Origin of the sequence: Sanguibacter sp. 25GB23B1 (genome assembly GCF_040012415.1) — a bacterium.
Taxonomy (GTDB): Bacteria; Actinomycetota; Actinomycetes; order Actinomycetales; family Cellulomonadaceae; genus Sanguibacter.
Genome location: NZ_JBDYKL010000040.1, coordinates 22,402 through 45,989, shown reverse-complemented (window position 1 = coordinate 45,989; position 23,588 = coordinate 22,402). Strand labels below are relative to the sequence as shown.

At 69.8% G+C, this 23,588-nt stretch carries 16 protein-coding genes; 8 read left to right on the top strand and 8 right to left on the bottom strand.

The window, feature by feature from the left end:
* Positions 1-95 precede the first annotated feature (95 nt).
* Both ABKW26_RS17705 and ABKW26_RS17700 read left to right on the top strand, forming a co-directional pair.
* Positions 96-2,567 (top strand): TIM-barrel domain-containing protein, encoded by a 2,472-nt coding sequence (locus tag ABKW26_RS17705; protein ID WP_348595375.1) that lies wholly within the window; start codon positions 96-98, stop codon positions 2,565-2,567.
* A 92-nt stretch (positions 2,568-2,659) separates the two neighbouring features.
* A complete protein-coding gene (locus ABKW26_RS17700) occupies positions 2,660-5,185 on the top strand; it encodes a glycosyl hydrolase family 28-related protein (RefSeq protein ID WP_348595374.1) in 2,526 nt (841 codons plus the stop codon).
* Between the two features lie 109 nt (positions 5,186-5,294).
* Here the strand turns inward: ABKW26_RS17700 and ABKW26_RS17695 are convergent, their stop codons facing one another.
* Positions 5,295-6,359 (bottom strand): LacI family DNA-binding transcriptional regulator, encoded by a 1,065-nt coding sequence (locus ABKW26_RS17695; protein WP_348595373.1) that lies wholly within the window; start codon positions 6,357-6,359, stop codon positions 5,295-5,297.
* A 364-nt stretch (positions 6,360-6,723) separates the two neighbouring features.
* Between ABKW26_RS17695 and ABKW26_RS17690 the strand changes: the two genes are divergently transcribed.
* From ABKW26_RS17690 to ABKW26_RS17670, 5 genes are all read left to right on the top strand, one after another.
* Positions 6,724-8,946, top strand: coding sequence for a discoidin domain-containing protein (locus tag ABKW26_RS17690; protein WP_348595371.1), 2,223 nt, complete (start codon positions 6,724-6,726; stop codon positions 8,944-8,946).
* 46 nt (positions 8,947-8,992) lie between these two features.
* Positions 8,993-10,381, top strand: a complete 1,389-nt coding sequence (locus tag ABKW26_RS17685) for a DUF1996 domain-containing protein (protein WP_348595370.1) — start codon at positions 8,993-8,995, stop codon at positions 10,379-10,381.
* Between the two features lie 161 nt (positions 10,382-10,542).
* Positions 10,543-13,083, top strand: coding sequence for a discoidin domain-containing protein (locus ABKW26_RS17680; protein WP_348595368.1), 2,541 nt, complete (start codon positions 10,543-10,545; stop codon positions 13,081-13,083).
* 73 nt (positions 13,084-13,156) lie between these two features.
* Positions 13,157-13,612 (top strand): hypothetical protein, encoded by a 456-nt coding sequence (locus ABKW26_RS17675; RefSeq protein ID WP_348595366.1) that lies wholly within the window; start codon positions 13,157-13,159, stop codon positions 13,610-13,612.
* Positions 13,599-14,033 (top strand): MerR family transcriptional regulator, encoded by a 435-nt coding sequence (locus ABKW26_RS17670; protein ID WP_348595364.1) that lies wholly within the window; start codon positions 13,599-13,601, stop codon positions 14,031-14,033. The genes ABKW26_RS17675 and ABKW26_RS17670 overlap by 14 nt, the downstream gene beginning before the upstream one ends.
* 13 nt (positions 14,034-14,046) lie before the next feature.
* On the opposite strand, the gene ABKW26_RS17665 is transcribed toward ABKW26_RS17670, so the two are convergent.
* From ABKW26_RS17665 to ABKW26_RS17640, 6 genes are all read right to left on the bottom strand, one after another.
* Complete coding sequence (locus ABKW26_RS17665; RefSeq protein ID WP_348595378.1) at positions 14,047-14,991, bottom strand: ABC transporter permease; 945 nt, start codon at positions 14,989-14,991, stop codon at positions 14,047-14,049.
* Between the two features lie 119 nt (positions 14,992-15,110).
* Positions 15,111-16,094 (bottom strand): ABC transporter permease, encoded by a 984-nt coding sequence (locus tag ABKW26_RS17660; protein ID WP_348595363.1) that lies wholly within the window; start codon positions 16,092-16,094, stop codon positions 15,111-15,113.
* 4 nt (positions 16,095-16,098) lie between these two features.
* A complete protein-coding gene (locus ABKW26_RS17655; RefSeq protein WP_348595362.1) occupies positions 16,099-16,908 on the bottom strand; it encodes an ATP-binding cassette domain-containing protein in 810 nt (269 codons plus the stop codon).
* A complete protein-coding gene (locus ABKW26_RS17650) occupies positions 16,905-17,789 on the bottom strand; it encodes an ABC transporter ATP-binding protein (protein ID WP_348595360.1) in 885 nt (294 codons plus the stop codon). Before ABKW26_RS17650 ends, ABKW26_RS17655 begins: the two co-directional genes overlap by 4 nt.
* 92 nt (positions 17,790-17,881) lie before the next feature.
* Positions 17,882-19,540 carry an ABC transporter substrate-binding protein gene (locus ABKW26_RS17645; RefSeq protein WP_348595359.1) on the bottom strand — a complete coding sequence of 553 codons (1,659 nt, stop codon included), beginning with the start codon at positions 19,538-19,540 and terminating at the stop codon, positions 17,882-17,884.
* Positions 19,541-19,647: 107 nt separating this feature from the next.
* Positions 19,648-22,146 carry a glycoside hydrolase family 3 N-terminal domain-containing protein gene (locus tag ABKW26_RS17640; protein ID WP_348595358.1) on the bottom strand — a complete coding sequence of 833 codons (2,499 nt, stop codon included), beginning with the start codon at positions 22,144-22,146 and terminating at the stop codon, positions 19,648-19,650.
* 146 nt (positions 22,147-22,292) lie between these two features.
* On the opposite strand from ABKW26_RS17640, the gene ABKW26_RS17635 reads away from it, so the two are divergent.
* Positions 22,293-22,961 (top strand): TetR/AcrR family transcriptional regulator, encoded by a 669-nt coding sequence (locus tag ABKW26_RS17635; RefSeq protein ID WP_348595356.1) that lies wholly within the window; start codon positions 22,293-22,295, stop codon positions 22,959-22,961.
* Positions 22,962-22,985: 24 nt separating this feature from the next.
* On the opposite strand, the gene ABKW26_RS17630 is transcribed toward ABKW26_RS17635, so the two are convergent.
* On the bottom strand, positions 22,986-23,588 hold the full coding sequence (locus ABKW26_RS17630; RefSeq protein WP_348595355.1) for a TetR family transcriptional regulator: 603 nt from the start codon (positions 23,586-23,588) through the stop codon (positions 22,986-22,988).

The window sequence follows — 23,588 nt, the reverse complement described above, 5'->3', positions numbered from 1 at the left end:
GCGATCTCCGTCGTGCCGGTGCTCGTCGTCTACCTCGTGTTCCAGAAGCGGTTCGTCGCAGGAGCGGCCAGCGCCGCAGTGAAGGGATGAGCGTCATGACGCGCGACAGCAAGAGAGACGGCCTCGCTGAGGCCCGACCGGGGGCCGTGGTCACCGGCGCCGGGTACCGGATCACCGTCCTGACCAGCCGGCTCGTGCGCATCGAGCGGCACCCGGACGAGACGTTCACGGACCTGCCCACGCAGACGGTGCAGAGCCGTGCGTTCGAGGTGCCGGACTTCGCGATCGAGCGGCACGGCAACGGTCTGGAGCTGTGGACCGAGCACCTGCACGTCAGCTACGACGGTGAGGCGCTCACGCCGGGGGGCCTGTCCATCACGCTGCGCCACCGCGCGCAGTCCGCACACACCACCACGTGGCGCTATGGAGACGACCTCTCGCCCGGCACGCCGGGGGCGGGCAACCTCGGTGGCACAGCGCGGACGCTCGACGAGATCGACGGGGCGTGCCCGCTCGAGCCCGGGCTGCTCGCCACGTACGGGTTCTCCGTCGTCGACGACTCCCGCACCGCCGTGCTCACCCCGGACGGGGAGGTCCGCCCCCGCCCGACCGGCGGACAGGACCTGTACTTCTTCGGTTACGGGCTCGACCACCGCGCGGCGCTGGCCGACTTCTTCCGCCTCACCGGACCGAACCCTCTGGTCCCGCGGTTTGTCCTGGGCAACTGGTGGAGCAGGTTCCACCGCTACTCCGCCGACTCCTACCTCGAGCTCATGGACCGGTTCGAGGCCACCGGCCTGCCGTTCTCCGTCGCCGTGATCGACATGGACTGGCACCTCGTCGACATCGATCCCGCGCTGGGCAGCGGGTGGACCGGCTACTCGTGGAACCGGGAGCTCTTCCCTGAGCCTGAGGCGTTCCTCGCGGCGCTGCACGACCGCGGGCTGGCCGTCAGCCTCAACGTGCACCCAGCCGACGGCGTGCGACGGCACGAGGACGCGTACGCCGACATGGCACGCGACCTGGGGCGCGATCCCGACGACGGTCGAGGGATCGCCTTCGACATCACGTCACCGACCTTCGTCGACTCCTATCTCGCCCGGCTCCACCACCCGCACGAGGCCATCGGCGTGGACTTCTGGTGGCTCGACTGGCAGTCCGGCGGCGCGTCCAAGGTTCCCGGGATCGATCCCCTGTGGATGCTCAACCACCTCCACTACCTCGACTCCGGACGCGACGGCCGGCGGCCGCTCACCTTCTCCCGCTATGCCGGGGTCGGGTCCCACCGCTACCCGGTCGGGTTCTCCGGCGACACGATCGTCAGCTGGGCCAGCCTCGACTTCCAGCCGTACTTCACCGCGACGGCCGCGAACATCGGCTACCACTGGTGGAGCCACGACATCGGCGGGCACATGCACGGCGTCAAGGACGACGAGCTCGCGACGCGGTGGGTCCAGCTCGGCGCCCTCTCGCCGGTCAACCGCCTCCACTCGTCGAGCAGCCCGTTCAACTCCAAGGAGCCCTGGCGCTTCGGTCGCGAGGCAGAGCGCGTCATGGGGCGGTACCTCCGCCTGCGCCACGAGCTCGTGCCCTACCTGTACACGGCGGCCTGGGCATCGCACGCCGACGGTGTCGGTGTGGCCCGGCCGATGTATCACGACTTCCCGTCGTCACCGGAGGCCTATCAGGTGCCGAACCAGTACCTCTTCGGCGCCGACCTCCTCGTCGCTCCCATCACGCGTCCGGCCGACCAGCAGACCGGCCTCGCCGACGTCCGCGCGTGGCTGCCCGAGGGCACCTGGTTCGACGTGGTGTCGGGGCTGCGCTACGAGGGCGGGCGGACCGTCGTCCTCCACCGGGACCTCGAGGAGGTGCCGGTCCTCGCCCGTGCCGGATCGGTGCTGACTCTTGCTGCCGACTCGACCGCGGACGTCACGAGCAGCGCTCCGGCCCTCGCTGTCCGGCTCGTCCCCGGAGGCGACGGGCGCGCCCTGCTGCACGAGGACGACGGTGGGGCCCACGTCGAGCTCGCGGACCGGTACGAGACGGCCTTCACGCTCACGTGGCGGTCGGACAGCGAGGGCAGGGCGGACGCCAGCCTCCGCATCGATCCCCCCCGGGGCCCCGCCGCGCCACCGCGCCGTCGGCTCATGCTCGACGTCGCCGGGGCGTCGTCGGTCGACGGGGTATCGATCGGAGGTGTATCGATCGGAGGTGTATCGGTCGGGACCGACGCTCGCCCGGACGCCACGGCGCCGACGGCCGTCGAGCAGCGCCCCTCCCCGAGCGAGCTCGGAGCGGCCACCCGCGTCGACCTGGGCGTCGTCGACCTCTCGGAGGGCCTCGTCGTCGAGCTCACGGGCATCCAGCTCCGCGTCCCCGACGCAGGGGAAGCGGTCTTCGACGTGCTCGACCGAGCCCAGATCGCGTTCAGCCTCAAAGAGTCCGCCTACGCCGCTGCCCGGAACCTCCGCGGCAGAGCCCGGGTCGAGGCACTCCACGCCCTGGACCTGCCCGGAAACCTGTTCGGAGCAATCCTCGAACGACTACCCGACGACGCCCTCTGATCGACCCGTTCGCGCCGCGGGCCGACCGGTCCGCGGCGCGACACGTCAGCACACCACGTTTCAGCACACCACGTTTCAACGAGGAGACGAAGATGACCTGGAGAAACCATCCGGCCCGTCGCACCACAGCGGCTGCGGGCGTGCTCGCGGCGTCGCTGCTGATCGGGATGGTGCCGGCGACCGCTGCCGCGCCACCCTCAGCACCCCCGCCGTCCGCACGGCTGCAGTCGGCACCGGCGATTCCCGGGGGCGTCGGCGCACGCGTCCCGTTCATCGAGCACGAGGCGGAGGATGCACAGGTGCACGGGACGGTCATCGGACCGGACCGCGCCTACGGCACGCTCGCAGCCGAGGCGATCGGGCGCCAGGCGGTCCAGCTCGACACACAGGGCGAGTACGTGGAGTTCACCCTGACGAAGCCGGCGAACGCGCTCAACCTCCGCTACAGCATCCCCGACTCCGCCGACGGTGCGGGCATCGACGCGACCCTGGGCGTCTACGTCGACGGGCAGCGGATCCAGTCCCTGGCCCTCACATCACGGTACTCCTGGTACTACGGGCAGTTCCCGTGGACGAACGACCCCGCCGACGGCGGTCGTCGCCACATGTATGACGACAGCCGCGTGCTCCTCGGCGAGACGTACCCGGCCGGCACCGCTGTGCGCCTCCAGGTCGGGGAACAGGACGTCGCACCCTGGTACGTCGTCGACGTGGTCGACTTCGAGAAGGTCGCGGCGCCGACGACGATGCCCCGCGGCGCCGAGTCGGTCGTCGCGTACGGCGCGGACCCGACCGGGGTGAACGACTCGTCCGACGCCATCCAGGCGGCGCTCGACGCAGCCTCCGGGACAGGGCGCACGGTGTGGCTACCTGAAGGCACCTTCCTCGTGACGCGGCACCTCCTCGTCGACCGCGTGACCCTGCGGGGCGCAGGACAGTGGCGAAGCACCTTGACCGGCGACGGTGTGGGTGTCTTCGGGCGCGAGGCCACCGAGGGCGGATCGAGCGACGTCCACCTGTCCGACTTCGCGATCTTCGGCGAGGTGCGCGAGCGCAACGACACCGATCCGAAGAACGCCATCGGCGGCGCTCTGAGCCGGTCCACGGTCGACAAGGTGTGGATGCAGCACACGAAGGTCGGGATCTGGGTCACCGGACCGATGGACGACTTCACCGTGACTCGCTCCCGGATCCTCGACCAGACGGCCGACGGCATCAACTTCGTCACCGGGGTCACGAACTCGTCCGTCAGCGACACCTACGTACGCACCACGGGCGACGACGGGCTGGCCATGTGGTCGCTCGGCCAGATCAACGCCGACAACACCTACACCCGCAACACGGTCAAGGCACCCACGCTCGCGAACAACATCGCCATCTACGGCGGCCGTGACATCACGGTCTCGCGCAACCTCGTCACGGACACCCTCACGCAGGGCGGCGGCATCCAGATCGCCAACCGGTTCGGCGCCCTGGCCCACGAGGGCACGACGACCGTGAGCAGGAACCACCTCCTGCGCACCGGGAGCCTCGACCTGTTTACTCACATCGGCAACGGGGCGCTGTGGTTCTGGGCCGGGGACTCGCCGCTCACGGCCGCGCTCGACGTCCGCGGCAACATCATCGAGGACAGCTCCTACTCGGCGATCCAGTTCTTCGACCAGTCGGTGACAGGTGCGGTCTTCAACGACACGACCATCCTCGGTGCCGGAACCTTCGCCCTGCAGCTCAACGCCTCGGGATCGGCCTCGTTCCGCAAAACCTCGGCGTCAGGCCTGGGCACCGGCGGGGTGTACGACTGCTCATCGGGCTTCACCGTCGTCGACGCAGGCAAGAACACGGGCTGGGCGGACTCCACCTGCGGGTACCCGGCAGCGGGACCTCTTGAGGTCACCGGCCTCGGAGAAACCCTGGAGTTCGCGACCGAGGGCGACGTCGCCCTGAGCGATCCGCAGGCTGTGACCATCACCAACCCGACGGCCGAACAGGTGCGCCTGGCTTCGGTGAGCATCACAGGATCCTTCACGCTCGACCACACGTGCGACGCCGAGCTCGCCCCGGGCGCCTCGTGCGTCGCCACCATCGCGTTCGCACCGACCCCGCGGGGGGAGCGCGTCGGAGCACTCACGATCTCGGACGGGACGCCGGCCGGCCGGTACCAGGTGTATCTACGCGGCGACGTCCTCAACAGCCCTGACGGGAACCTCGCCGCGTCCCGCCCGGTCGTCACCAGCGGTGAGGTACCAGGATGCTGCGGCGGTACGAACGCCGTGGACGGCAGCACCACGACCTACTGGGAGAGCACGAACGACTCGTTCCCGCAGACGCTGGCTGTCGACCTCGGCCGGCCCAGCGACCTGGCCCGCATCGTGCTCCAGGTGACACCGGGGTGGGGCACGCGCACCCAGGTCATCGAGATCCGCACGAGCACGGACGGGCAGACGTGGACCACTGCCGTCCCTGCGACCGAGTACGTGTTCGACCCCGCGGTGGACGACAACCGGGTCACCGCGCTGCTCCCAGGAGCATCGCAGCAGCAGCACGTGCAGATCGAGGTCACCGCCAACAGCGGGTGGCCTGCCGCGCAGGTCGCCGAGATGGAGGTGTACTCCTTCTGACCAGCAGCCCAGCAGGACGTCGAGCGCCTCGCGGAACCGCGGGGCGCTCGACGCGCGAGGGGCGAGGTCAACGGGTGGACATCCGAGCAGGCTCACCGAGCCCCCTCGACTACGCCGAGTCACGCACCACGAGGACGGGATCGAAGACGACCGACGACGGTCGTCGCTGCGGATCGGCGATGTGCTCGAGCAGGAGCCGCGCCATCTCGGCAGCCATCTCTTCGATCGGCTGACGGATCGTCGTCAGGGCCGGGCGGCACAGCGCGGCCAGCGCGGTGTCGTCGTACCCGATGACGGCGACGTCTTCGGGGACTCGGCGACCGCGAGCCCGCAGGGTGTGCAACGCTCCCAACGCCATGAGGTCGTTGGACGCGAACACCGCGTCCAGGTCGGGGGTCTCGTCGAGCAGCGCCTGCATGGCTTCCTCGCCGCTGGGGACCGTGAAGTTCCCGGCAGCCACGGGGATGTAGGCGTGGCCGTGCCGAGCCATCGCGTCACGGAACCCGGTGAGGCGGTCCTGGGCACCTGGCACGTCCTGAGGCCCTGCGATCGCCACGATCGACCGGCATCCCCGGGCGACGAGGTGGTCGGCTGCCAACCGCGCACCGTCGTGGTTCGCCATGTCGACGAAGCTGATGGGGATCGACCGCGGTGGCCGTGCGAACAGCACTGCGGGGAGCCCGGTGTCGATGAGCAGCTGAGACAGCGGGTCGTCGGGGCGGGTGGTGACGAGGAGCGCGCCGTCGACGTTGCCCTGGCGCACGAAGGAGAGCGCCTGGTCTCGCGTCTCTGCCGTGTCGACGAGCATGAGGACGGGGTGGACGTCCCGTGGGCGCAGGGTCCGGATGAATCCACCGACCACACGGCCGAAGAAGGGGTCGTCGAAGAGGCTGCCGACGTCCTGGCCCCCGTCCTCCCAACCCTCGACCGGGTTGCGGTCCGTACCGGCGACGATGATGACGACCGTTCCCGTGCGGCGCGTCACCAGCGAGCGAGCCGCCCGGTTGGGAACGTATCCGGTTGCGACGACCGCATTCATGACTGCGTCGCGGGTACCCGGGGCCACTCGGTGCTTCTGGTTGATCACGCGAGAGACGGTTGCGCGCGAGACGCCGGCGGACCGGGCGACGTCTTCGAGGGTCGGCGGGACCGTCGCCACGAGTTCGTCTTGCATGAACCGACCGTAGCACGATCATGAGAGCGCTCTTACACTGGCCGTCTCCGAGATGCTCAGATCGACCATCTGTCCCGTTCTCGGGTGCGTGAGGGCGCCTCCTGCGAGCGAAAGCGCACCTCTCGTCCGCTTGACACCTATTCAGCACGACTGAATACTGCGGTTGTAAGAGCGCTCTCACACACATCTTCCCCCTGCGGTGTGAGAGCGCTCGCTTCCCTGGCACTGCTCAACGAGGAGCACGCCGCGACGCGAGAGGTACGACCGCATGAGGTCTCAGTCCGCATATCCACACCCCTCCCTTCCACGAGGCACACGTCCCGGGCTCCGGCGTAGCTCGCGTGTCCGCACGTCGTTCGTCGCGATGGCTGCGCTCGCACTGTCGACGTTGTTGGTGCCCGCCGCGACGTCGAGCGCCACCGCAGCCGATCCGTCGACGCTCCTGTCCCAGGGCCGCACCGTGACCGCCTCCTCCGTGGAGAACGCGGACTACACGCCCGCCTCGGCCGCGGTCGACGGCGACCCGACGACTCGCTGGTCCAGCGAGCGGAGCGACCCTCAGTGGCTCCAGGTCGACCTCGGTTCCGTCAGCACCATCGACAAGGTCGTCCTCGAGTGGGAGACCGCGAGAGCGACCGCGTACACCATCGAGGTGTCCGACGACGGGATGCGGTGGTCGACCGTCCACGCGACGGACGCCGCCCCCGGAGGCCGAGAGACGCTCGAGGTCAGCGGCGAGGGTCGGTACGTCCGCATGCTCGGCACCGCGCGGGCGAACGGCTACGGCTACTCGCTCTGGGAGTTCCAGGTGTACGGCACGCCAGGGTCCAACACCCCCACCGACCCCACCGACCCGACCGACCCCACCGACCCGCCTGACCCGACGGACCCGATCGATCCCGGCCCGGTCGACCCTGGCCACCCGAACCAGCCTGGGCCGTTCACCACGCCGAGCGTCGTGGAGGTCACCGGCGGAGACGGAGCCTGGGGCCTGGAGGTCGACGGCGAGCCGTTCACGGTCAAGGGCATGACGTGGGGTCCGTCGTTCAGCACGGCGAACCACTACCTCCCGGGGCTGGTCGCCATGGGTGCCAACACCATCCGCACCTGGGGCACGGGCGCCGACACGGTGCAGCTCCTCGACGCCTCGGCCGCCCACGGTGTCCGCGTGATGAGCGGCTTCTGGCTCCTGCCCGGAGGGGGCCCCGGCTCCGGCGGGTGCATCGACTACACGACCGACGCCGACTACAAGGCCACCACCAAGGCAGACATCCTCAGCTGGGTCGAGACCTACAAGAACCACCCGGCGATCCTCATGTGGAACGTCGGCAACGAGTCGCTCCTCGGCCTGCAGAACTGCTACTCGGGCGAGCAGCTCGAGGCGAACCGCAACGCGTACGCGGCGTACGTGAACGAGGTGACGCAGGCGATCCACCAGATCGACCCGAACCACCCGGTCACCTCGACGGACGCCTGGACCGGAGCGTGGGACTACCTCAAGGACAACGCCCCCGACCTCGACCTCCTCGCCGTGAACTCCTACGGCGACGTGTGCAACATCCGCGACACCTGGACGGCGGGCGGGTTCGACAAGCCCTACATCGTCACCGAGGGCGGAGCCGCAGGTGAGTGGGAGGTTCCCGACGACGTCAACGGCGTCCCGGACGAGCCGACCGACCTCGAGAAGGGCCAGGCCTACGTCAAGTCGTGGAAGTGCATCACGGACCACGAGGGTGTGGGCCTCGGAGCGACGTTCTTCCACTACGGGATCGAGGGCGACTTCGGCGGCGTGTGGTTCAACGTCATCCCGGGCGACAACAAGCGGCTCGGCTACTACTCCCTCGCGCAGGCGTGGGGCGTGCCCGCCGGCGCCAACACCCCGCCGCGCATCACCTCGATGACCATCCCGGGCTCGACAGCGATCGAGGCCGGCGCCACGGTCACGCTGGACGTCGACGTCACGGATCCCGACGGCGACCCGTTGCAGCGCTTCGTCTTCCTCAACAGCAAGTACATCAACGACGCCGGAGGCCTGGCGGCGGCGACCTTCACGACGACTCCGTCGGGCGCGCTCCAGCTCACGGCGCCGCAGACGCTCGGGGTGTGGAAGGCCTATGTCTTCGTCGAGGACGGCAAGGGCAACGTCGGGGTCGAGACGAAGTCCTTCCGCGTCGTCGCTCCCGCGGTCGACGGCACCAACCTCGCTCAGGGCAAGCCGGCCACCGCGTCGTCATTCGACCCGTGGGGGGCCGACTACACGCCCGGTCGTGCCACCGACGGCGACGCCGCGACCCGGTGGGCCAGCGCGTGGGAGCCGGCGCAGTGGTTCCAGGTCGACCTCGGCAGCGTGCAGTCGTTCGACCACGTCCAGCTCGTCTGGGAGACCGCGCACGCCACGTCGTACGACGTCCAGACGTCGGTGGACGGCACCACCTGGACGACCGTCCGCTCCGTGACCGCCGCCGACGGTGGCATCGACAGCCTCGATGTCACAGGATCCGGCCGCTACGTGCGGCTCAACCTCACCGAGCGCGGCACCGCATACGGGTACTCGCTCTACGAGGTCGGCGTCTATCAGACGCGCTGACCCTGTCCGCTCGTCCCGGTTCTTCACCGACACCACAGGAGGCCTCATGCATCGCCATGCCCTGACACGTCCTCACCGACCCCCCCGGTCACCACGCCGGGCCCGTACCTCGCTCATCGGCTCGTCGCTCGCGACCGCCGCTCTCGTGCTCGCCGCCGTCGCGGGCCCCGTCACCACCGCGGGCGCCGCCGACGACGCCCTCATCTCGACCGGCAAGGCCGCCATCGCCTCGAGCTCGGAAGCCGACAACCTCGGGCCGCGCTACGCGGTCGACGGCGACCCGCAGACCCGATGGGCCAGCAACGCCGCCGACGACCAGTGGTTCCGCATCGACCTCGGCGCACCGGCCACGATGACGACGATCGTGCTCGACTGGGAGTCTGCGTACGGCAAGGACTTCGTCATCCAGACGTCCGACGACGCGGTCACCTGGCGGACCGTCGCCACGGTGACCGGTGGTACCGGCGGGCGACAGGCCGTGGACGTCTCCGCGTCCGGCCGGTACGTCCAGCTCGTCGCCATCGAGCGTGGGACCGACTACGGCTACTCGCTCTGGGAGCTCGAGGTCTACGGATCGGGGGGGGCGGCCAGCACCGACCCGGAGGTTCCCGACTTCGACGACGAGGTCACGCACCACGAGTTCCAGGCGAACTGCACCACCTCGCACCTGGCACCGGACGACCCCATCGTCTTCCCAGGACAGCCGGGCCGCTCCCACCTGCACACGTTCGTCGGGAACACCTCGACGGACGCTCACTCCACGCTCACGTCCCTGCAGGCCGCCGGGGAGACCACCTGCACCGTCCCGGCGGACCTCTCGGCCTACTGGTTCCCGACGCTCATGGACGGCGACACCCCTGTCGTCCCGAACATCGCCGAGACGATCTACTACAAGTCCGGGATCGTCGACTACAAGAAGGTCAAGCCCTTCCCGCTCGGGCTGAAGATCCTCGCCGGCAACATGATGGCCACCGAGGCGCAGTTCCGCGACGCCCCCGGGGCCGTCGAAGGGTACGAGTGCGGCGACGTCTCGAACTCCTACAGCATCCCGTCCTTCTGCGCCGAGGGCAGCCAGCTCAACCTGCGCTACCAGGCACCGAGCTGCTGGGACGGGGTCAACCTCGACTCCCCTGACCACACGAGCCACATGGCCTACCCCGTGGACGGCCAGTGCACCCTCTCCCACCCCGTCGCTGTCCCCATGCTGGAGTTCAAGATCGGATGGCCCAAGAGCGGCGACATGTCCCAGGTGCGCCTCGTCAGCGGCGCCGACAGCTCGTGGCACTTCGACTTCATCAATGCCTGGGACCCCGCGACGCTGGACGCCCTCGTCAAGCACTGCATCAACGGCGGGCTCCAGTGCGACCCGAGCGGCTACGACCAGTACAAGCCGCACCGCGGCGGCGTGCTCGACGGGAACCTCGAGCTTCCCTGAGCCGGGCGCCCCGTCTCTGATCCACCACCAGACCGATGTCAACGACGACAGAGAAGAAGGACATGCAACTCAACTCACGAACGAGAACCTCCTGGGCCCCCTTGGCCCTCGCGGTCGCACTCAGCGGAACCTGCCTGGTCGTCCCAGGAGCATCAGCACAGATGCTCACGGGCGAGGTGACGACCGCGCTCGACCCCGGACCCGTCGTGGCGGCGGAGGCCGCAGCGACGCTCCTCTCGCAGGGGAAGCCGGTCACGGCGTCGTCCTCCGAGGGGGCGGGTATCGCGGCGGCCCTGGCCGTCGACGGTGACGGCGGCACGCGCTGGTCGAGCGGCTTCACCGACACCGAGTGGATCCAGGTCGACCTCGGCAGCAGCGTCGACATCTCCCAGGTCGTCCTCGACTGGGAGAACGCGTACGGCAAGGCGTTCACCCTCCAGACCTCCGACGACGGCACCACCTGGCGGACCCTGCACAGCGTGACGAACGGCACCGGTGGCGTGCAGACCCTCGACGTCGAGGGCAACGGACGCTACGTGCGGATGCAAGGTGTCGAGCGGGCGACCGGCTACGGCTACTCGCTCTGGGAGCTCAAGGTCTTCGGCGGCGCCGTCACGCCACCGCCGGGCGGCGGAGGCGAGTGCGGCACGACGAACGCGGCACTCGGCACGACCGCCACCGCCTCATCCGCCGAGAACGGCGGGACACCAGCATCCGCGGCCGTCGACGGTGACGCCGGCACGCGGTGGGCGAGCTCCGCCAGCGACCAGCAGTGGCTGCAGGTGGACCTCGGCAGCTCGCAGGACATCTGCGGCGTGGTGCTGCGCTGGGAGGCCGCCTACGGCAAGGCGTTCGACATCCAGACGTCCGAGGACGGTGCCACGTGGACGACGATCCACACCGTCACGGACGGGACGGGCGGGGTGCAGACCCTCGACGTCGAGGGCACCGGACGTTACCTGCGGATGAGCGGAGCTGCTCGGGCCACCGGGTACGGCTACTCGCTCTGGGAGCTCGAGGTGCACACCACGACCACGACGGACGGCCCGGTCCTCCCCGGTGGCGGCGACCTCGGGGAGAACGTCTACGTCTTCGACCCGACCATGCCCACCAGCGAGATCCAGGCCACGCTCGACACGGCGTTCACCGCGCAGGAGTCCGACCAGTTCGGGCCTGGGCGCTACCAGTTCCTCTTCAAGCCGGGCAGCTATGACGTCCACGCGAACATCGGCTTCTACACGTCGATCAACGGGCTCGGCCAGAACCCGGACGACGTGAACATCAACGGCGGCGTGTGGGTCGACGCCCAGTGGTTCGACGGCAACGCCACCCAGAACTTCTGGCGGTCCGCCGAGAACCTCTCGATCACCCCGCACACCGGAGAGGCCCGCTGGGCCGTGTCCCAGGCCGCGCCCTTCCGGCGCATCCACGTCAAGGGAGACCTCAGCCTCGCACCCTCGAGCTACGGGTGGTCCAGCGGCGGGTTCATCGCGGACACCAAGGTCGACGGGACGGTGCGCTCTTACAGCCAGCAGCAGTGGCTCTCCCGCGACAGCGAGTTCGGCGCCTGGGAGGGGTCCGTGTGGAACATGCTCTTCTCGGGCGTCGAGGGGTCACCCCCGCCGAGCTTCCCCAACCCGTCCCACACGGTGCTCGACACGAGCCCGCTCGTGCGGGAGAAGCCCTACCTGTACGCGGAGGGTGACGACTACGCGGTGTTCGTCCCCGAGCTCGCCACGGCAACCCGCGGCACCACGTGGGCGGACGGCGAGACTCCCGGGACGTCGATCCCGCTCGACGAGTTCTTCGTCGCCGACCCCGCCGACTCCGCTGCCACCATCAACCAGGCGCTCGACCAGGGTCTCCACCTGCTCTTCACCCCGGGTGTCTACCACGTCGACCAGACGATCACCGTCGACCGCCCGGACACGGTCGTGCTCGGGCTCGGCTACGCCACGATCATCAACGACGACGGCGTGGTGCCCATGAAGGTCGCGGACGTCGACGGCGTGAAGATCGCCGGCCTCCTCTTCGACGCGGGCACGACGAATGCGCCGGTGCTGCTCCAGGTCGGTGAACCGGGCTCCTCCGCGTCGCACGAGGACAACCCGATCTCCGTCCACGACGTGTTCCTGCGCGTCGGCGGCGCGGTGGGCGGCAAGGTCACCACCGCGATGGAGGTCAACAGCGACGACACGATCATCGACCACATCTGGTCCTGGCGCGGCGACCACGGGCAGGGTATCGGCTGGGACGTCAACACCTCTGCCAACGGCTTCGTGGTCAACGGCGACGACGTCCTGGCCTACGGGTTGTTCGTCGAGCACTACCAGGAGCACAACACGGTGTGGAACGGCGAGCGCGGACGCACGATCTTCTACCAGAGCGAGCTCGCGTACGACCCGCCGAACCAGGCGGCATGGATGAACGGGGACACCCTCGGGTGGGCCTCGTACAAGGTGGGCGACGACGTCACGAAGCACGAGGCCTGGGGAATCGGGGCCTACTCGTTCAACAACGTCGACCCGACCATCGTCACCGAGAGCGGCATCGAGGCTCCGGTCGCACCGGGTGTCCGCTTCCACAACATGCTGACGGTCTCGCTCGGTGGCAACGGGATCATCAACCACGTCATCAACGACACGGGTGATGTGGCACAAGGGACCGACACCATCCCCAGCTACCTGGTGAGCAACCCCTGACCTGAAGGTCGCAGCTCTCGACCAAGACGCCACCCTTGACCTTGCACCACGGTGCAGGGTCGAGGGTGGCGTCATGACACTCCCGAACGCTCTGCGCATCGTCCGCATCTCCGCCGGCTACGACCTCGTCGTCACAGCCGGCTTCGCCTTCTCCTTCACCGCCGTGTCGATCTTCGACGTGCTCGGCGCGCTGCACGCGGAGCTCGGCCTCACCGGCACCCTGCCCGACCCGACCGACCCCATGACGGTGATGTTCGCCAACCTCATGGGCAGCGTCGTGACGGTCTGGGCCGCGTTCAGGATCGTCCGTCCCTCGCTGGCCGCCGGAGCGGCGGACGTGGGGGCACGCGCGCTCTTCTCGCTCGGGATGGTCACCGCGCTGGTGCACGGGGCATCGCCGATCGTGCTCGTCATGCTCGTCCTGGAGGTCGCCTGGGGCGTCGTGCAGGCCGTCGCGATCGTCCAGGGGCACCGCGAGAACGCCGCACGAGCGGGCGGCGTCCTAGTCTCGACCCATGCGCATCGCTGAGCTCGCCGCACGAGCACGGGTCAAGGTCTCGACCGTCCGCTTCTACGAGCGGCGCGGGGTGCTCGCGGCTCCCTCCCGCACGTCGAGCGGGTATCGCGACTACGACGACGCGGCGCTCCGACAGCTCCGGTTCCTGCGCCGCGGGCAGGAGCTCGGCTTCACGCTCGCCGAGCTGGTCGAGTTCACGGAGCTGTCCACAGGTCTGCGGTCCGGCACGGTCGACGCACGCTCCGTGGCCGTCGCCGCGCGAGGGAAGCTCGACGAGATCGACGCGCGGATCGTCGACCTGCACCGCACGCGCGACGCGATCGAGGCACTGCTCAGTCAGCAGTGCCTCGACCCGTCCGCACCGTGCCCCGTCGTCTCCGCGCTGGCGGCGGGCACGGACCATCAGGCCGACCGCGAGGCGGCCGTCCCGTAGGTGTCCCGCGTGCTCAGTGCGCGTCCTGCGCTCTGTGCGGTGCCGTCTCCGCGGGACTCGTCACAGCCGCCTGCGCGGACACGGCCGTGACGCCGCTCGACGACGTGAGTCCCTTCTTGCGCAACGCCCGGGCCCGCTCACCGGCGGAGCGCAGGCGGGGGTTGACGTACTCGTCGATGCCGAAGTTGATGAGCGCGAGGGCCGTGCCCAGGAACGCGATGCACAGGCCGGCGGGCACGTACCACCACCAGAAGTCCGGGAACGCGCCGTTCTGCTGCGCCCAGAAGAGGATGGTCCCCCAGTTGAGGTTGGTGATGGGGATGACACCGATGAAGGCGAGCGTCGTCAGGCCGAGGACAGCCGCGGTGACCGTGCCGACGAAGCTCGACGCGATGATCGCCGTGAGATTCGGCAGCATCTCCACGAGGATGATGCGGTGCAGCGGCTCGCCGTTGGCCCGCGCGGCCTGGACGAAGTCCCGGTTGCGCAGCGACATCGTCTGCGCGCGCAGCACCCGGCCGCCCCATGCCCAGCCCGTGAGCGCGAGGACCCCGGAGATGAGAAAGAGGCTCGGGTTCTCGTACTGGGACGCGACGATGATCATCAGCGGCAGGCCGGGGAGCACGAGGAAGACGTTCGTCAGGGCGGAGAGCGACTCCCCGCGCCACCCGGCCACGTAGCCGGCCGTCACGCCGACGGCGACCGCGATGATCGTCGCGATGATGGCGGAGAGGAAGCCGACCACGAGCACGCCTCGCGTGCCGTAGACGATCTGGCTGAGGACGTCCTCCCCCATGTGCGTGGTCCCGAGCAGGTGCCGGAAGGACGGGGCCTGCTTGAGCGCCTCGAAGTCCTTGTCCAGCGACCCGTACGGCGCGATGAGGTCTCCGAAGACCGCAAGGAGGCAGAAGAACCCGAGGATGCACAGGCCGGTGATCGACTTGCCGTTGCGGAACATCGCGAAGGACTGGGCGAACCGGGTGGCCGCGCGCCGAGCACCCGACGTCCCGGGAGCGGGTGACGGCGCCTCCTGGAGGGTGGCCTCTCCGGTCGCGACCGGGGTCGTGTACGTCATGGTCATGCCTCCGTCTGGCGCGTGCGCGGGTCGAGAGCGGCGTAGGCGACGTCAGCGAGGATGTTCGCGACGAGCACCGCGAGGGTGATGACGAGGAACAGGCCCTGGATGAGCGGGTAGTCCTTCGCGGTGGTGGCGTCGAGGAGGAGCTTGCCGATCCCGGGGTAGGAGAAGACGAGCTCCATGACGAGCGTCCCGCCGACGATGAACCCGAGCGACAGCGCGAAGCTCGACAGCTGCGGGAGGACCGCGTTGCGTGCGGCGTAGCTCACCATGACGCGGCGCGGGCTCAGGCCCTTGGCCTGGGCGACCGTGACGTAGTCCTCGTCGAGGACCGTGATCATCATGTTGCGCATACCGAGGACCCAGCCGCCGAGGGATGCGAGGACGATCGTCAGGGCGGGGAGCGCCCCGTGCTGCACGACGTCGCCGATGAACTCGAGCGTGAAGCCGGGCCGCGCTCCCTTGCTGTAGGCGTGCGAGGCAGGGAACCATCCGAGCGTCGAGGACAGGAGCGCGATGGCGATGAGCCCCATCCAGAAGTACGGGACGGTCGAGAAGAACGTCGCGATCGGGACGATCACGTCGGCGCGGCTCCCCCGCCGCCAGCCGATGAGCGCGCCGAGCGAGGTGCCGAGGAAGAAGCCGAGGATCGTGGCGATCCCCACGAGGCCGACGGTCCACGGGAGGGCGCCGGCGATGACGTCGGCGACGGGAGCGAGACCCTTGGAGAAGGACCGGCCGAGGTCACCGCTGAACATCAGGCCCCAGTAGTCGAGGTACTGCCTCCAGAGCGGGGCGTCCGAGTCGAGCCCGAAGAGGACCCGCAGCGAGTCGATCGCCTCGGGGCTGATCTTGCCCTGGTTCTTCTGGAGATAGGCCGAGACGGGGTCACCCTTCATCATCCGGGGCAGGAAGAAGTTGATGGTGATGGCCGCCCAGGCGGTGAAGAGGTAGAACGCGCCGCGGCGCAGGAAGAATCGCACGGTGTCAGCTCCTCGTCCGCGCGGCGGAGCCACGGCCGGAGAAGTGCTTCTCCGGATCGGGCGACGCATCGCGCAACGCTCGGGTGTAGGGGTGCTGCGGGTCAAGGATGACGTCGTCCGCCAGGCCGCGCTCGACGACCGTTCCGTGGTGGAGCACCATGATCTCGTCGCTGAAGTGACGGGCCGTGGCGAGGTCGTGCGTGATGTAGAGGACCCCGAGGTTGGACTCCCGCTGGAGGTCAGCAAGGAGGTTGAGCACCCCGAGCCGGATCGACACGTCGAGCATGGAGACGGGCTCGTCGGCGACGAGGAGCCCAGGACGGGACGCGAGGGCACGGGCGATGGCGACGCGCTGGCGCTGCCCGCCGGAGAGCTCGTGCGGGCGCCGGTCGATGGTGCTCCCCGGTTCGAGCCGGACACGCTCGAGGAGCCGGACCACCTCGGCCTCGACCTCCTCCCGCGGCACGACGTGGTCGAGCAGCAGCGGGCGCTCGATGTGGTGCCGGACCGTGTGGTACGGGTTGAGCGAGGCGAACGGGTCCTGGAAGACCATGCGCACCTGCTGGCGGTACCGGCGCAGCGCGCGCCCCCGGCGCGGGACCGGGGCGCCGTCGAGGAGGATCTCCCCCGACGTCGCGCGCTCGAGCTGGGTGAGGATCTTCGCGATCGTCGACTTCCCGCTCCCGCTCTGCCCGACGAGGGCGAGCGTGCGTCCGGACGTCAGCGTGAAGCTCACGTCGTCGAGGGCGAGGATGTCTCCGGATCCTCGGACGTGATAGCGCTTGGTGACGTTCTTGAGCTCGAGGGTGGTCATCGGGCTGCCTCTCCTGCGGTGACGACGCGGCCCTGCTCGGAGGTGCCGTCGGAGCCTCGGACGAACGCACCACGGTCGCCGGTGAGGCTCGGGAAGGAGCCGAGGAGGCGGCGCGTGTACTCGTGCTGGGCGTGGTGGTAGATGTTCTCGGCGGTGTCGAGCTCGACGATCCGGCCCTCGCGCATGACGGCGATGCGGTCGGAGATCTCGAGCAGGAGCGGGAGGTCGTGCGTGATGAACACGACCGAGAAGCCGAGCTTGTGGCGCAGCTCGGAGATCTGCTGGAGGATCTCGCGCTGGACGAGGACGTCGAGAGCTGTGGTGGGCTCGTCCATGATCATGAGCTGTGGCTTGAGGGCGAGGGCCATGGCGATCATGACGCGCTGGCGCATGCCGCCGGAGAGCTCGTGCGGGTAGGAGCGCAGGCGGTCCCGACCGACCCCGACGAGGTCGAGCAGCCCGGCGCTCTCCTCGGTCCGCTCGGCGCGGCTCATCTGGGGCCGGTGCGTGGAGAAGACGTCTCCGAGCTGGCGACCGATGTTCAGGACGGGGTTGAGCGCGTTCATCGCGCCCTGGAAGACCATCGACGCCTTGGCCCAGCGGAAGGCCCGCATCTGGCGAGCGTCGAGGGTGTTGAGGTCGACGTCCTCGCCCGAGGCGTCGTGGAAGACGGCGGATCCGGAGGTGATGACGGCGGGCGGCTGGAGGAGGCGCTGGATGCCGTAGGCGAGGGTGGTCTTGCCGCAGCCGGACTCGCCGGCGAGGCCGAGGATCTCGCCGCGGCGCACCGTGAGGGACACGTCGCGGACGGCCTCGACGGGCGGGTCGACGTCGTAGACGACGCTGAAGTCGGTGATGGTCAGCAGAGGTTCGTGGGTCACTCGTGCTCCCGGTGTCAGGGGTGGGCTCGGCGTCGACGATGATGCCGAGCGCGGGTGCTGCTGGTGCTGCGTCGTTCAGTGGTGCTCCGGCGTCACTCGGCCGCTTCGAGCTCGGTGAGGACGAGCACCGAGATCGGCTGCGTCGGGTCGGCCGGAGCGTACGCGTCCTCGTCGCTCGGCCAGCCGACGTAGTTGCGCGTGTTGAACTCCGAGATGAACGGACGCGTGCCGATCGGCATCGTCGGGACCTGCTCGACGAAGATCCGCTGGACGGTCTCCAGGGCGGTCGCGCGGGTGGCGTCGTCCGTCGCGTTGGCGTACTCCTCGAGCGCGGCGGTGGCCTCGGGGTTGTCGAAGCGGCCGAAGTTGAAGTCCGCGGTCTCGCCGAGCGGCTTGAGCCACCGGCCGTCCATCACGTCGCTGTAGAGGTCGTAGGGCGTGGCGCCGGTGTCGGTCCAGTGCAGGATGGCCTGGAAGTCACCGTTCCCCTTGGCGTCCCACCACGTGTCGGAGTCGGGCGTCGTGACGGTGGCCTCCACGCCGAGCTCCTTGACGGAGTCCGCGATGAGGCTGATGCCGGTGACGTAGTCGTTCCAGCCCTGCGGGACGGTCAGCTCGAAGGTCACGGGCGCGCCCGAGGGGTCGACGAGCGTGTCGCCGTCCCACGTGTAGCCGGCCTCGGTGAGGACGGCCCGCGCACCGTCGACGTCGACCTCGTAGACCTCGTCCGCGTAGGCCTCGGCGATGTAGCTGTCGCCCACCGGTGTGGGCAGGCCGGTCACCGACGTGAGGGCGGGGACGCCGCCCTCACGGGCGATGGTGCGGTGCTTCTCCCGGTCGAGGACCATGTTCACGGCGCTGCGGAAGGCGACGTCGTCGAACGGCGCGGTCTTGTTGTTGACGAACATCGTGTCGATGCCGAGGCCCGCAGGCGCCCAGTAGACGTTGTGCTCGGGGTCCTTCTCGAGGTAGGCGGACTCGACGTTCGGGATGAACGCCTGCGCCCAGTCCGCCTCCCCGCTGGCGAGGGCGGTGGTCAGCGCGGTGTTGTCGTTGTAGGAGACGTAGTAGAGGGTCGGCACGGCGAGCTCGCCGCCCCAGTAGTCGTCCCGTGCGGTGAGCTCGACGCTCTGGGTGGTGAACTGCGAGAGCGTGTACGGGCCGGTGCCGACGGGCTCGAGGTTGATCTCGGTCGTCGGGTCCGCGACGGACTCCCACACGTGCTTGGGCACGATGTACTTGTGGAGGACCTTGTCCTGCTTGACGTACATCGAGTTCTCGAAGGTCACGGTGACGGTGTCGCCGTCCCGCACGACGTCGGTCATGCCGAGCGCCGCGGTGTCGAGTGCCGGGGTGTCCTTGAGGAGCTGGTACGTGAACTCGATGTCCTCGGCGGTGAACTCCGTGCCGTCGTTCCACAGGACGCCCTCGCGCGCCGTGAGCGCGACCGACGTGTAGTCGTCGGACCAGACGATCTCGGACGCGAGCCACGGACGGATCTCGGCGGTGGGGTCGACCGTGTTGACGAAGCCGACCGGCTCGAGGATGGAGTTGATGTAGCCGAGCTTGAGGCCGGAGGAGTCTCCGACCCACGGGTTGTTCGACTCGGTGGCGATGGCACCGTCCGGCTTGGCGATCGTCAGTGCGACGCCCTCTCCGGGGCCGGCGGCGGTGCCGTCTCCGGACGAGCAGCTGGTCAGCAGCAGCGCTGCTGCGATCCCGATCGCGGCGGCTGAGGTCTTCACCCTCATGGAACGTCTCCTTGGCTGTGAGGTGCTCCCGCTGGTCGCGGGGGCGGGTCGTGCGGTGGGGTGGTGGGGCGTCGTCGTCGACGTCCCGGTGTCCGCGGGCTCTTCTCTCAGGGGGACAGGACTCCCACCTGGACCGCGGTGTCCAGGCGGAGGTCACGGACGGAGCGTCCGGCACGGAGGCGGTACTCGCCGCCGGGCAGGACCCAGCTGTCGGTCGTCGTGTCCCACGTCTCGAGCTGACGACGCGAGATGGTGACCGGTACGTGGGCGGTGGCGCCGGGGGCAACCTCCGCGTGGGCGAAGCCGCCGAGCCAGCGCAGGGGGCGCTCCTCGATGGCGTCCTGCGTGCCGGCGGCCGGTGCCTCGACGTAGACCTGGACGGTCTCGCGGCCCGTGCGGGTGCCGGTGTTGGTGACGGCGACGGTCAGGGCGAGCCCGCCGTCGGGCGTGGGCAGCGCGTCGGTGATCGCGTCGTAGGACCAGGTGGTCCAGCCGAGGCCGTGGCCGAAGGGCGCGGCGGGCGTCCGGCCGGAGCGTTCCCAGCCGCGGTACCCGACGTGGACGCCCTCGCTGTACTCGATGACCCCGTCGACCGGGACGGCGTGGGGCACGGGGACGTCGGCCTCGTGGGCCGGCAGCGTCCAGGGGAGCCGGCCGGCGGGCTCGACGACGCCGGCGAGGACGTCGGCGATCGAGTGCCCGGCCTCCTGGCCCGGGAACCAGACCCACAGGACGGTCCGCGCGCGGTCGAGCCACGGCAGGAGCACGGGCGCGCCGGCGTTGACGACGACGACCGCGTCCGGGTCGGCGTCGAGGACACGCTCGACGAGCTCGTCCTGGCGCCCCGGGAGCCGCAGGTCCGTGCGGTCCCAGCCCTCGGACTCGACCTCCTCGTTGGTGCCGACGACGAGGACGGTGAGCTCGGCCGATCGTGCGGCGGCGACCGCGGCGGCGATCTCCTCCTCGGCTGACGCCTCGGGCGCACGGTGGCGCAGCTCGGCGCGCACCACGTTGCCGTAGCCGGCGGCCCGGGTGACGAGGTGCGTGGAGACGATCTCGACGGTCCGCGGTGCGTCGACGTGGACGATCGCGGCGACCCCCGGGGGGTTGTTGATCGACGAGTCGAGGATGACCTCCACGCCGGTGGGCTCGGTGTCCTCCGAGACGAGACGCCCGTCGATCATGATGCGGTGGCCACCGACGGTTCCCACCTCGAGGTGGTGGTCCCCGGGCTCGTCGAGCTGGACGAGGGCGCGGAGGGTGACGTGCTCGACGTCGTCGGGCAGGTCGAGGACCCAGCCGTCCCAGGTGTCGAGGTCGAGGGTGCGCAGCTCGGTACCTGTGACGTCGAGGTGGGTCACGGACACGAGGGACTGCCCCGCTGTGCGTGCCTCGAGGTCGAGGCGCGCGGGCAGCCGGCGCGGGTCGCCGCCGCGCAGGACGGTGAGCGTCGCCTCAGGGAAGCGCGCGGCGAGTCCCTCGGCGGGGGTGACGACGTGCTCGGGGTGGACGGTCGAGCTGCCGCCACCGAGCACGTGCGGGCGGACGGCGTTGGGCCCCACGAGCGCGATCGACGTCGGAGCTGGGCGGTCCCAGACGGGATCGTTCTCGTCGCGGCGCAGCACCACCGTGGCGCGGGCCGCGGTGCTGCGGACGAGCGCGCGAAGATCGCCGGTGTGCGTCACGGGCTGCGCGGGCTCGTCGAGGGCGCCCACGCGCCGGGCGAGCTGGAGGATGCGGACCACCTTGTCGTCGATGGTCGACTCGGGCACGGTGCCGTCGAGGACGGCCTGGACGAGGTGATCCTCCCAGGGGCCGCCGGGGCCGGGCATGACGACGTCGAGACCGCCGACGGCTCCACCGACGGTGTCGTGGGCCGAGACCCAGTCGGAGACGACGACGCCGTCGAAGCCGAGCTCGTCCTTGAGAAGGTCGACGAGGAGGTGACGGTGACCGGTCATCGGCGAGGTCTCGACGCCGTCGTCGACCTGGTTGTACGCGGCCATGACGGACCAGGCACCGGCCGCCACCGCGTCCTCGAAGGGTGCGAGGTAGACCTCGCGCAGGGTCCGGGCGTCGACATGGGAGACGTACGTGGTGCGGTCCGTCTCGGAGTCGTTGGCGACGAAGTGCTTCACGCACGCGGCGACGCCCTGGTCCTGGATCCCACGGACGACGCTCGTGCCGATCTGGGCGGTGAGGAACGGGTCCTCGGAGTAGCACTCGAAGTGCCGGCCGCCGACGGGGGTGCGCTGGATGTTCACCTGGGGCGCCAGGAGGACGTCGACCCCGTGGTCGCGAGCCTCGCGGGCGAAGGCCCGGCCGGTCTCGAAGGCGAGCTCGCGGTCCCACGTGGCGCTGATCGCGCTGGGAGCAGGGAAGAGGACCGACGTCTCCCCCGCGACCTCGCCCAACCCGCGGACACCGACCGGACCGTCAGACATCGCGATCGACCGGAGACCGATCGTCGCGAGCGGATAGAGGCGCCAGGCGGTCGAGCCGGTGAGGAGCCGGACCTTCTCCTTGAGGGTGAGCGTGCCCACCAGGGACCGCAGGTCCGGGGCGCCCGAGAGGGCGTCTGCCAGGGGGCGGGACTGCACTGTCACAAGGGCTCCTCGTCGTCGAGCGGGCTGATGCCGGTAACTTACAGTGCTGACAGTAAGTAAAACAAGACCGTGCAGTCACGCGTACGATTCCGGTGAGTCGGGCGTCGTCCACGGACGCCGGGACGCGAGCAGAAGGTGGCGGATCCATGGCGTCGACGAAGCGGCAGCCGCGCATGCGGGAGGAGACCCTCCGGCGCCGCGAGGACATCCTCAAGGCCGCGCTGACGACCTTCGGGAGCAAGGGCTACAACAACGGGCCGCTCACCGAGATCGCGGAGCAGGTCGACATGACCCACGCGGGGGTGCTCCACCACTTCGGCTCCAAGGACCAGCTCCTTCTGGAGGTGCTGCGGTACCGCGACGAGAACGACGTGGCCGAGCTCGCCGACCAGCACATCCCCGACGGCATCGACCTCTTCCGCCACCTCGTGCGCACCGCCTTCCTCAACGCGCGTCGCGCCGGGATCGTCCAGGCCTACGCCGTGCTGTCCGCCGAGGCCGTCACCGACGACCACCCCGCGCGCGCCTTCTTCGAGGGGCGCTACCACACGCTCCGCGCCCAGGTCGCCGAGGCGTTCACGATCGTGTGCACGGACAACGGCAAGCCCGTGCCCACCACCGTGCACCACGCGTGCGCCGCGATCCTCGCGATCATGGACGGCCTCCAGGTCCAGTGGCTCCTCGACCCCACCGACGTCGCCCTCGGAGAGGCCAGCGCCTTCGCCATCGACGCAGTCGTCTCCGCAGTCCTCGACCCGCGCCCTTCGCCCCTCGGAGATCCCGCGACGTGGCCCGTCCCTGGGCCGAGGCCCTAGGCGTCACACCAGTGGCAGAGACCGTCAGGCCAGGGTGATCGTCGACCGAGGCTGGCCGGTGATCCGCCGGACGGCGATCTCGACGTCGCCGTCGTCGTGCGGGGCGCTGTCGAGTGCGCGGTGGATGGTCATGCCCTCGATGAGGGCATCGAGGAGCCGGGCCGTCAGCGGGTCGAAGACGCGCTCGAGGATGCTGCGGCTCTGACCCATCCACGCGTTGGTGATGGTGCGGTACTCGGGGTCGCGCGCAGCGAGGGTGTAGAGCTCGTGAGTCAGCACGAGCTCTCTGTTGTCCGGGAACACACCGGTGAGGATGAGGTCGATCACGGCTCGGGTCCCCGCTTCACGATCACCGTCGGGGACCGTGCTCATGCGCTCGGCGAACCGCTGGGCCACAGTGCCGGCGAAGCGCGCGAGGGCTTCACGGAGCAGCTCGTCGCGCCCCGTGAAGTGGTACGTCATCGAGCCGAGCGGCACCCCTGCCGCTGTCGCCACACGCCGGTGGGAGGTTCCGTCGACGCCGTCCTGGGCGATCACCTCGATGCAGGCGTCGATGATGTGGTCGCGCCGGTCGGGGTCGTGACGGCGGGATCGCGCAGGGCTGGCGGCAGCGGCAGGGGTACTCAT

Coding starts and splice junctions, on each gene's coding strand:
- ABKW26_RS17705 (WP_348595375.1), top strand. CDS start 96: ATGACGCGCGACAGCAAGAGAGACGGCCTCGCTGAGGCCCGACCGGGG.
- ABKW26_RS17700 (WP_348595374.1), top strand. CDS start 2,660: ATGACCTGGAGAAACCATCCGGCCCGTCGCACCACAGCGGCTGCGGGC.
- ABKW26_RS17695 (WP_348595373.1), bottom strand. CDS start 6,359: ATGCAAGACGAACTCGTGGCGACGGTCCCGCCGACCCTCGAAGACGTC.
- ABKW26_RS17690 (WP_348595371.1), top strand. CDS start 6,724: ATGGCTGCGCTCGCACTGTCGACGTTGTTGGTGCCCGCCGCGACGTCG.
- ABKW26_RS17685 (WP_348595370.1), top strand. CDS start 8,993: ATGCATCGCCATGCCCTGACACGTCCTCACCGACCCCCCCGGTCACCA.
- ABKW26_RS17680 (WP_348595368.1), top strand. CDS start 10,543: ATGCTCACGGGCGAGGTGACGACCGCGCTCGACCCCGGACCCGTCGTG.
- ABKW26_RS17675 (WP_348595366.1), top strand. CDS start 13,157: ATGACACTCCCGAACGCTCTGCGCATCGTCCGCATCTCCGCCGGCTAC.
- ABKW26_RS17670 (WP_348595364.1), top strand. CDS start 13,599: ATGCGCATCGCTGAGCTCGCCGCACGAGCACGGGTCAAGGTCTCGACC.
- ABKW26_RS17665 (WP_348595378.1), bottom strand. CDS start 14,991: ATGTTCCGCAACGGCAAGTCGATCACCGGCCTGTGCATCCTCGGGTTC.
- ABKW26_RS17655 (WP_348595362.1), bottom strand. CDS start 16,908: ATGACCACCCTCGAGCTCAAGAACGTCACCAAGCGCTATCACGTCCGA.
- ABKW26_RS17645 (WP_348595359.1), bottom strand. CDS start 19,540: ATGAGGGTGAAGACCTCAGCCGCCGCGATCGGGATCGCAGCAGCGCTG.
- ABKW26_RS17635 (WP_348595356.1), top strand. CDS start 22,293: ATGGCGTCGACGAAGCGGCAGCCGCGCATGCGGGAGGAGACCCTCCGG.
- ABKW26_RS17630 (WP_348595355.1), bottom strand. CDS start 23,588: ATGAGTACCCCTGCCGCTGCCGCCAGCCCTGCGCGATCCCGCCGTCAC.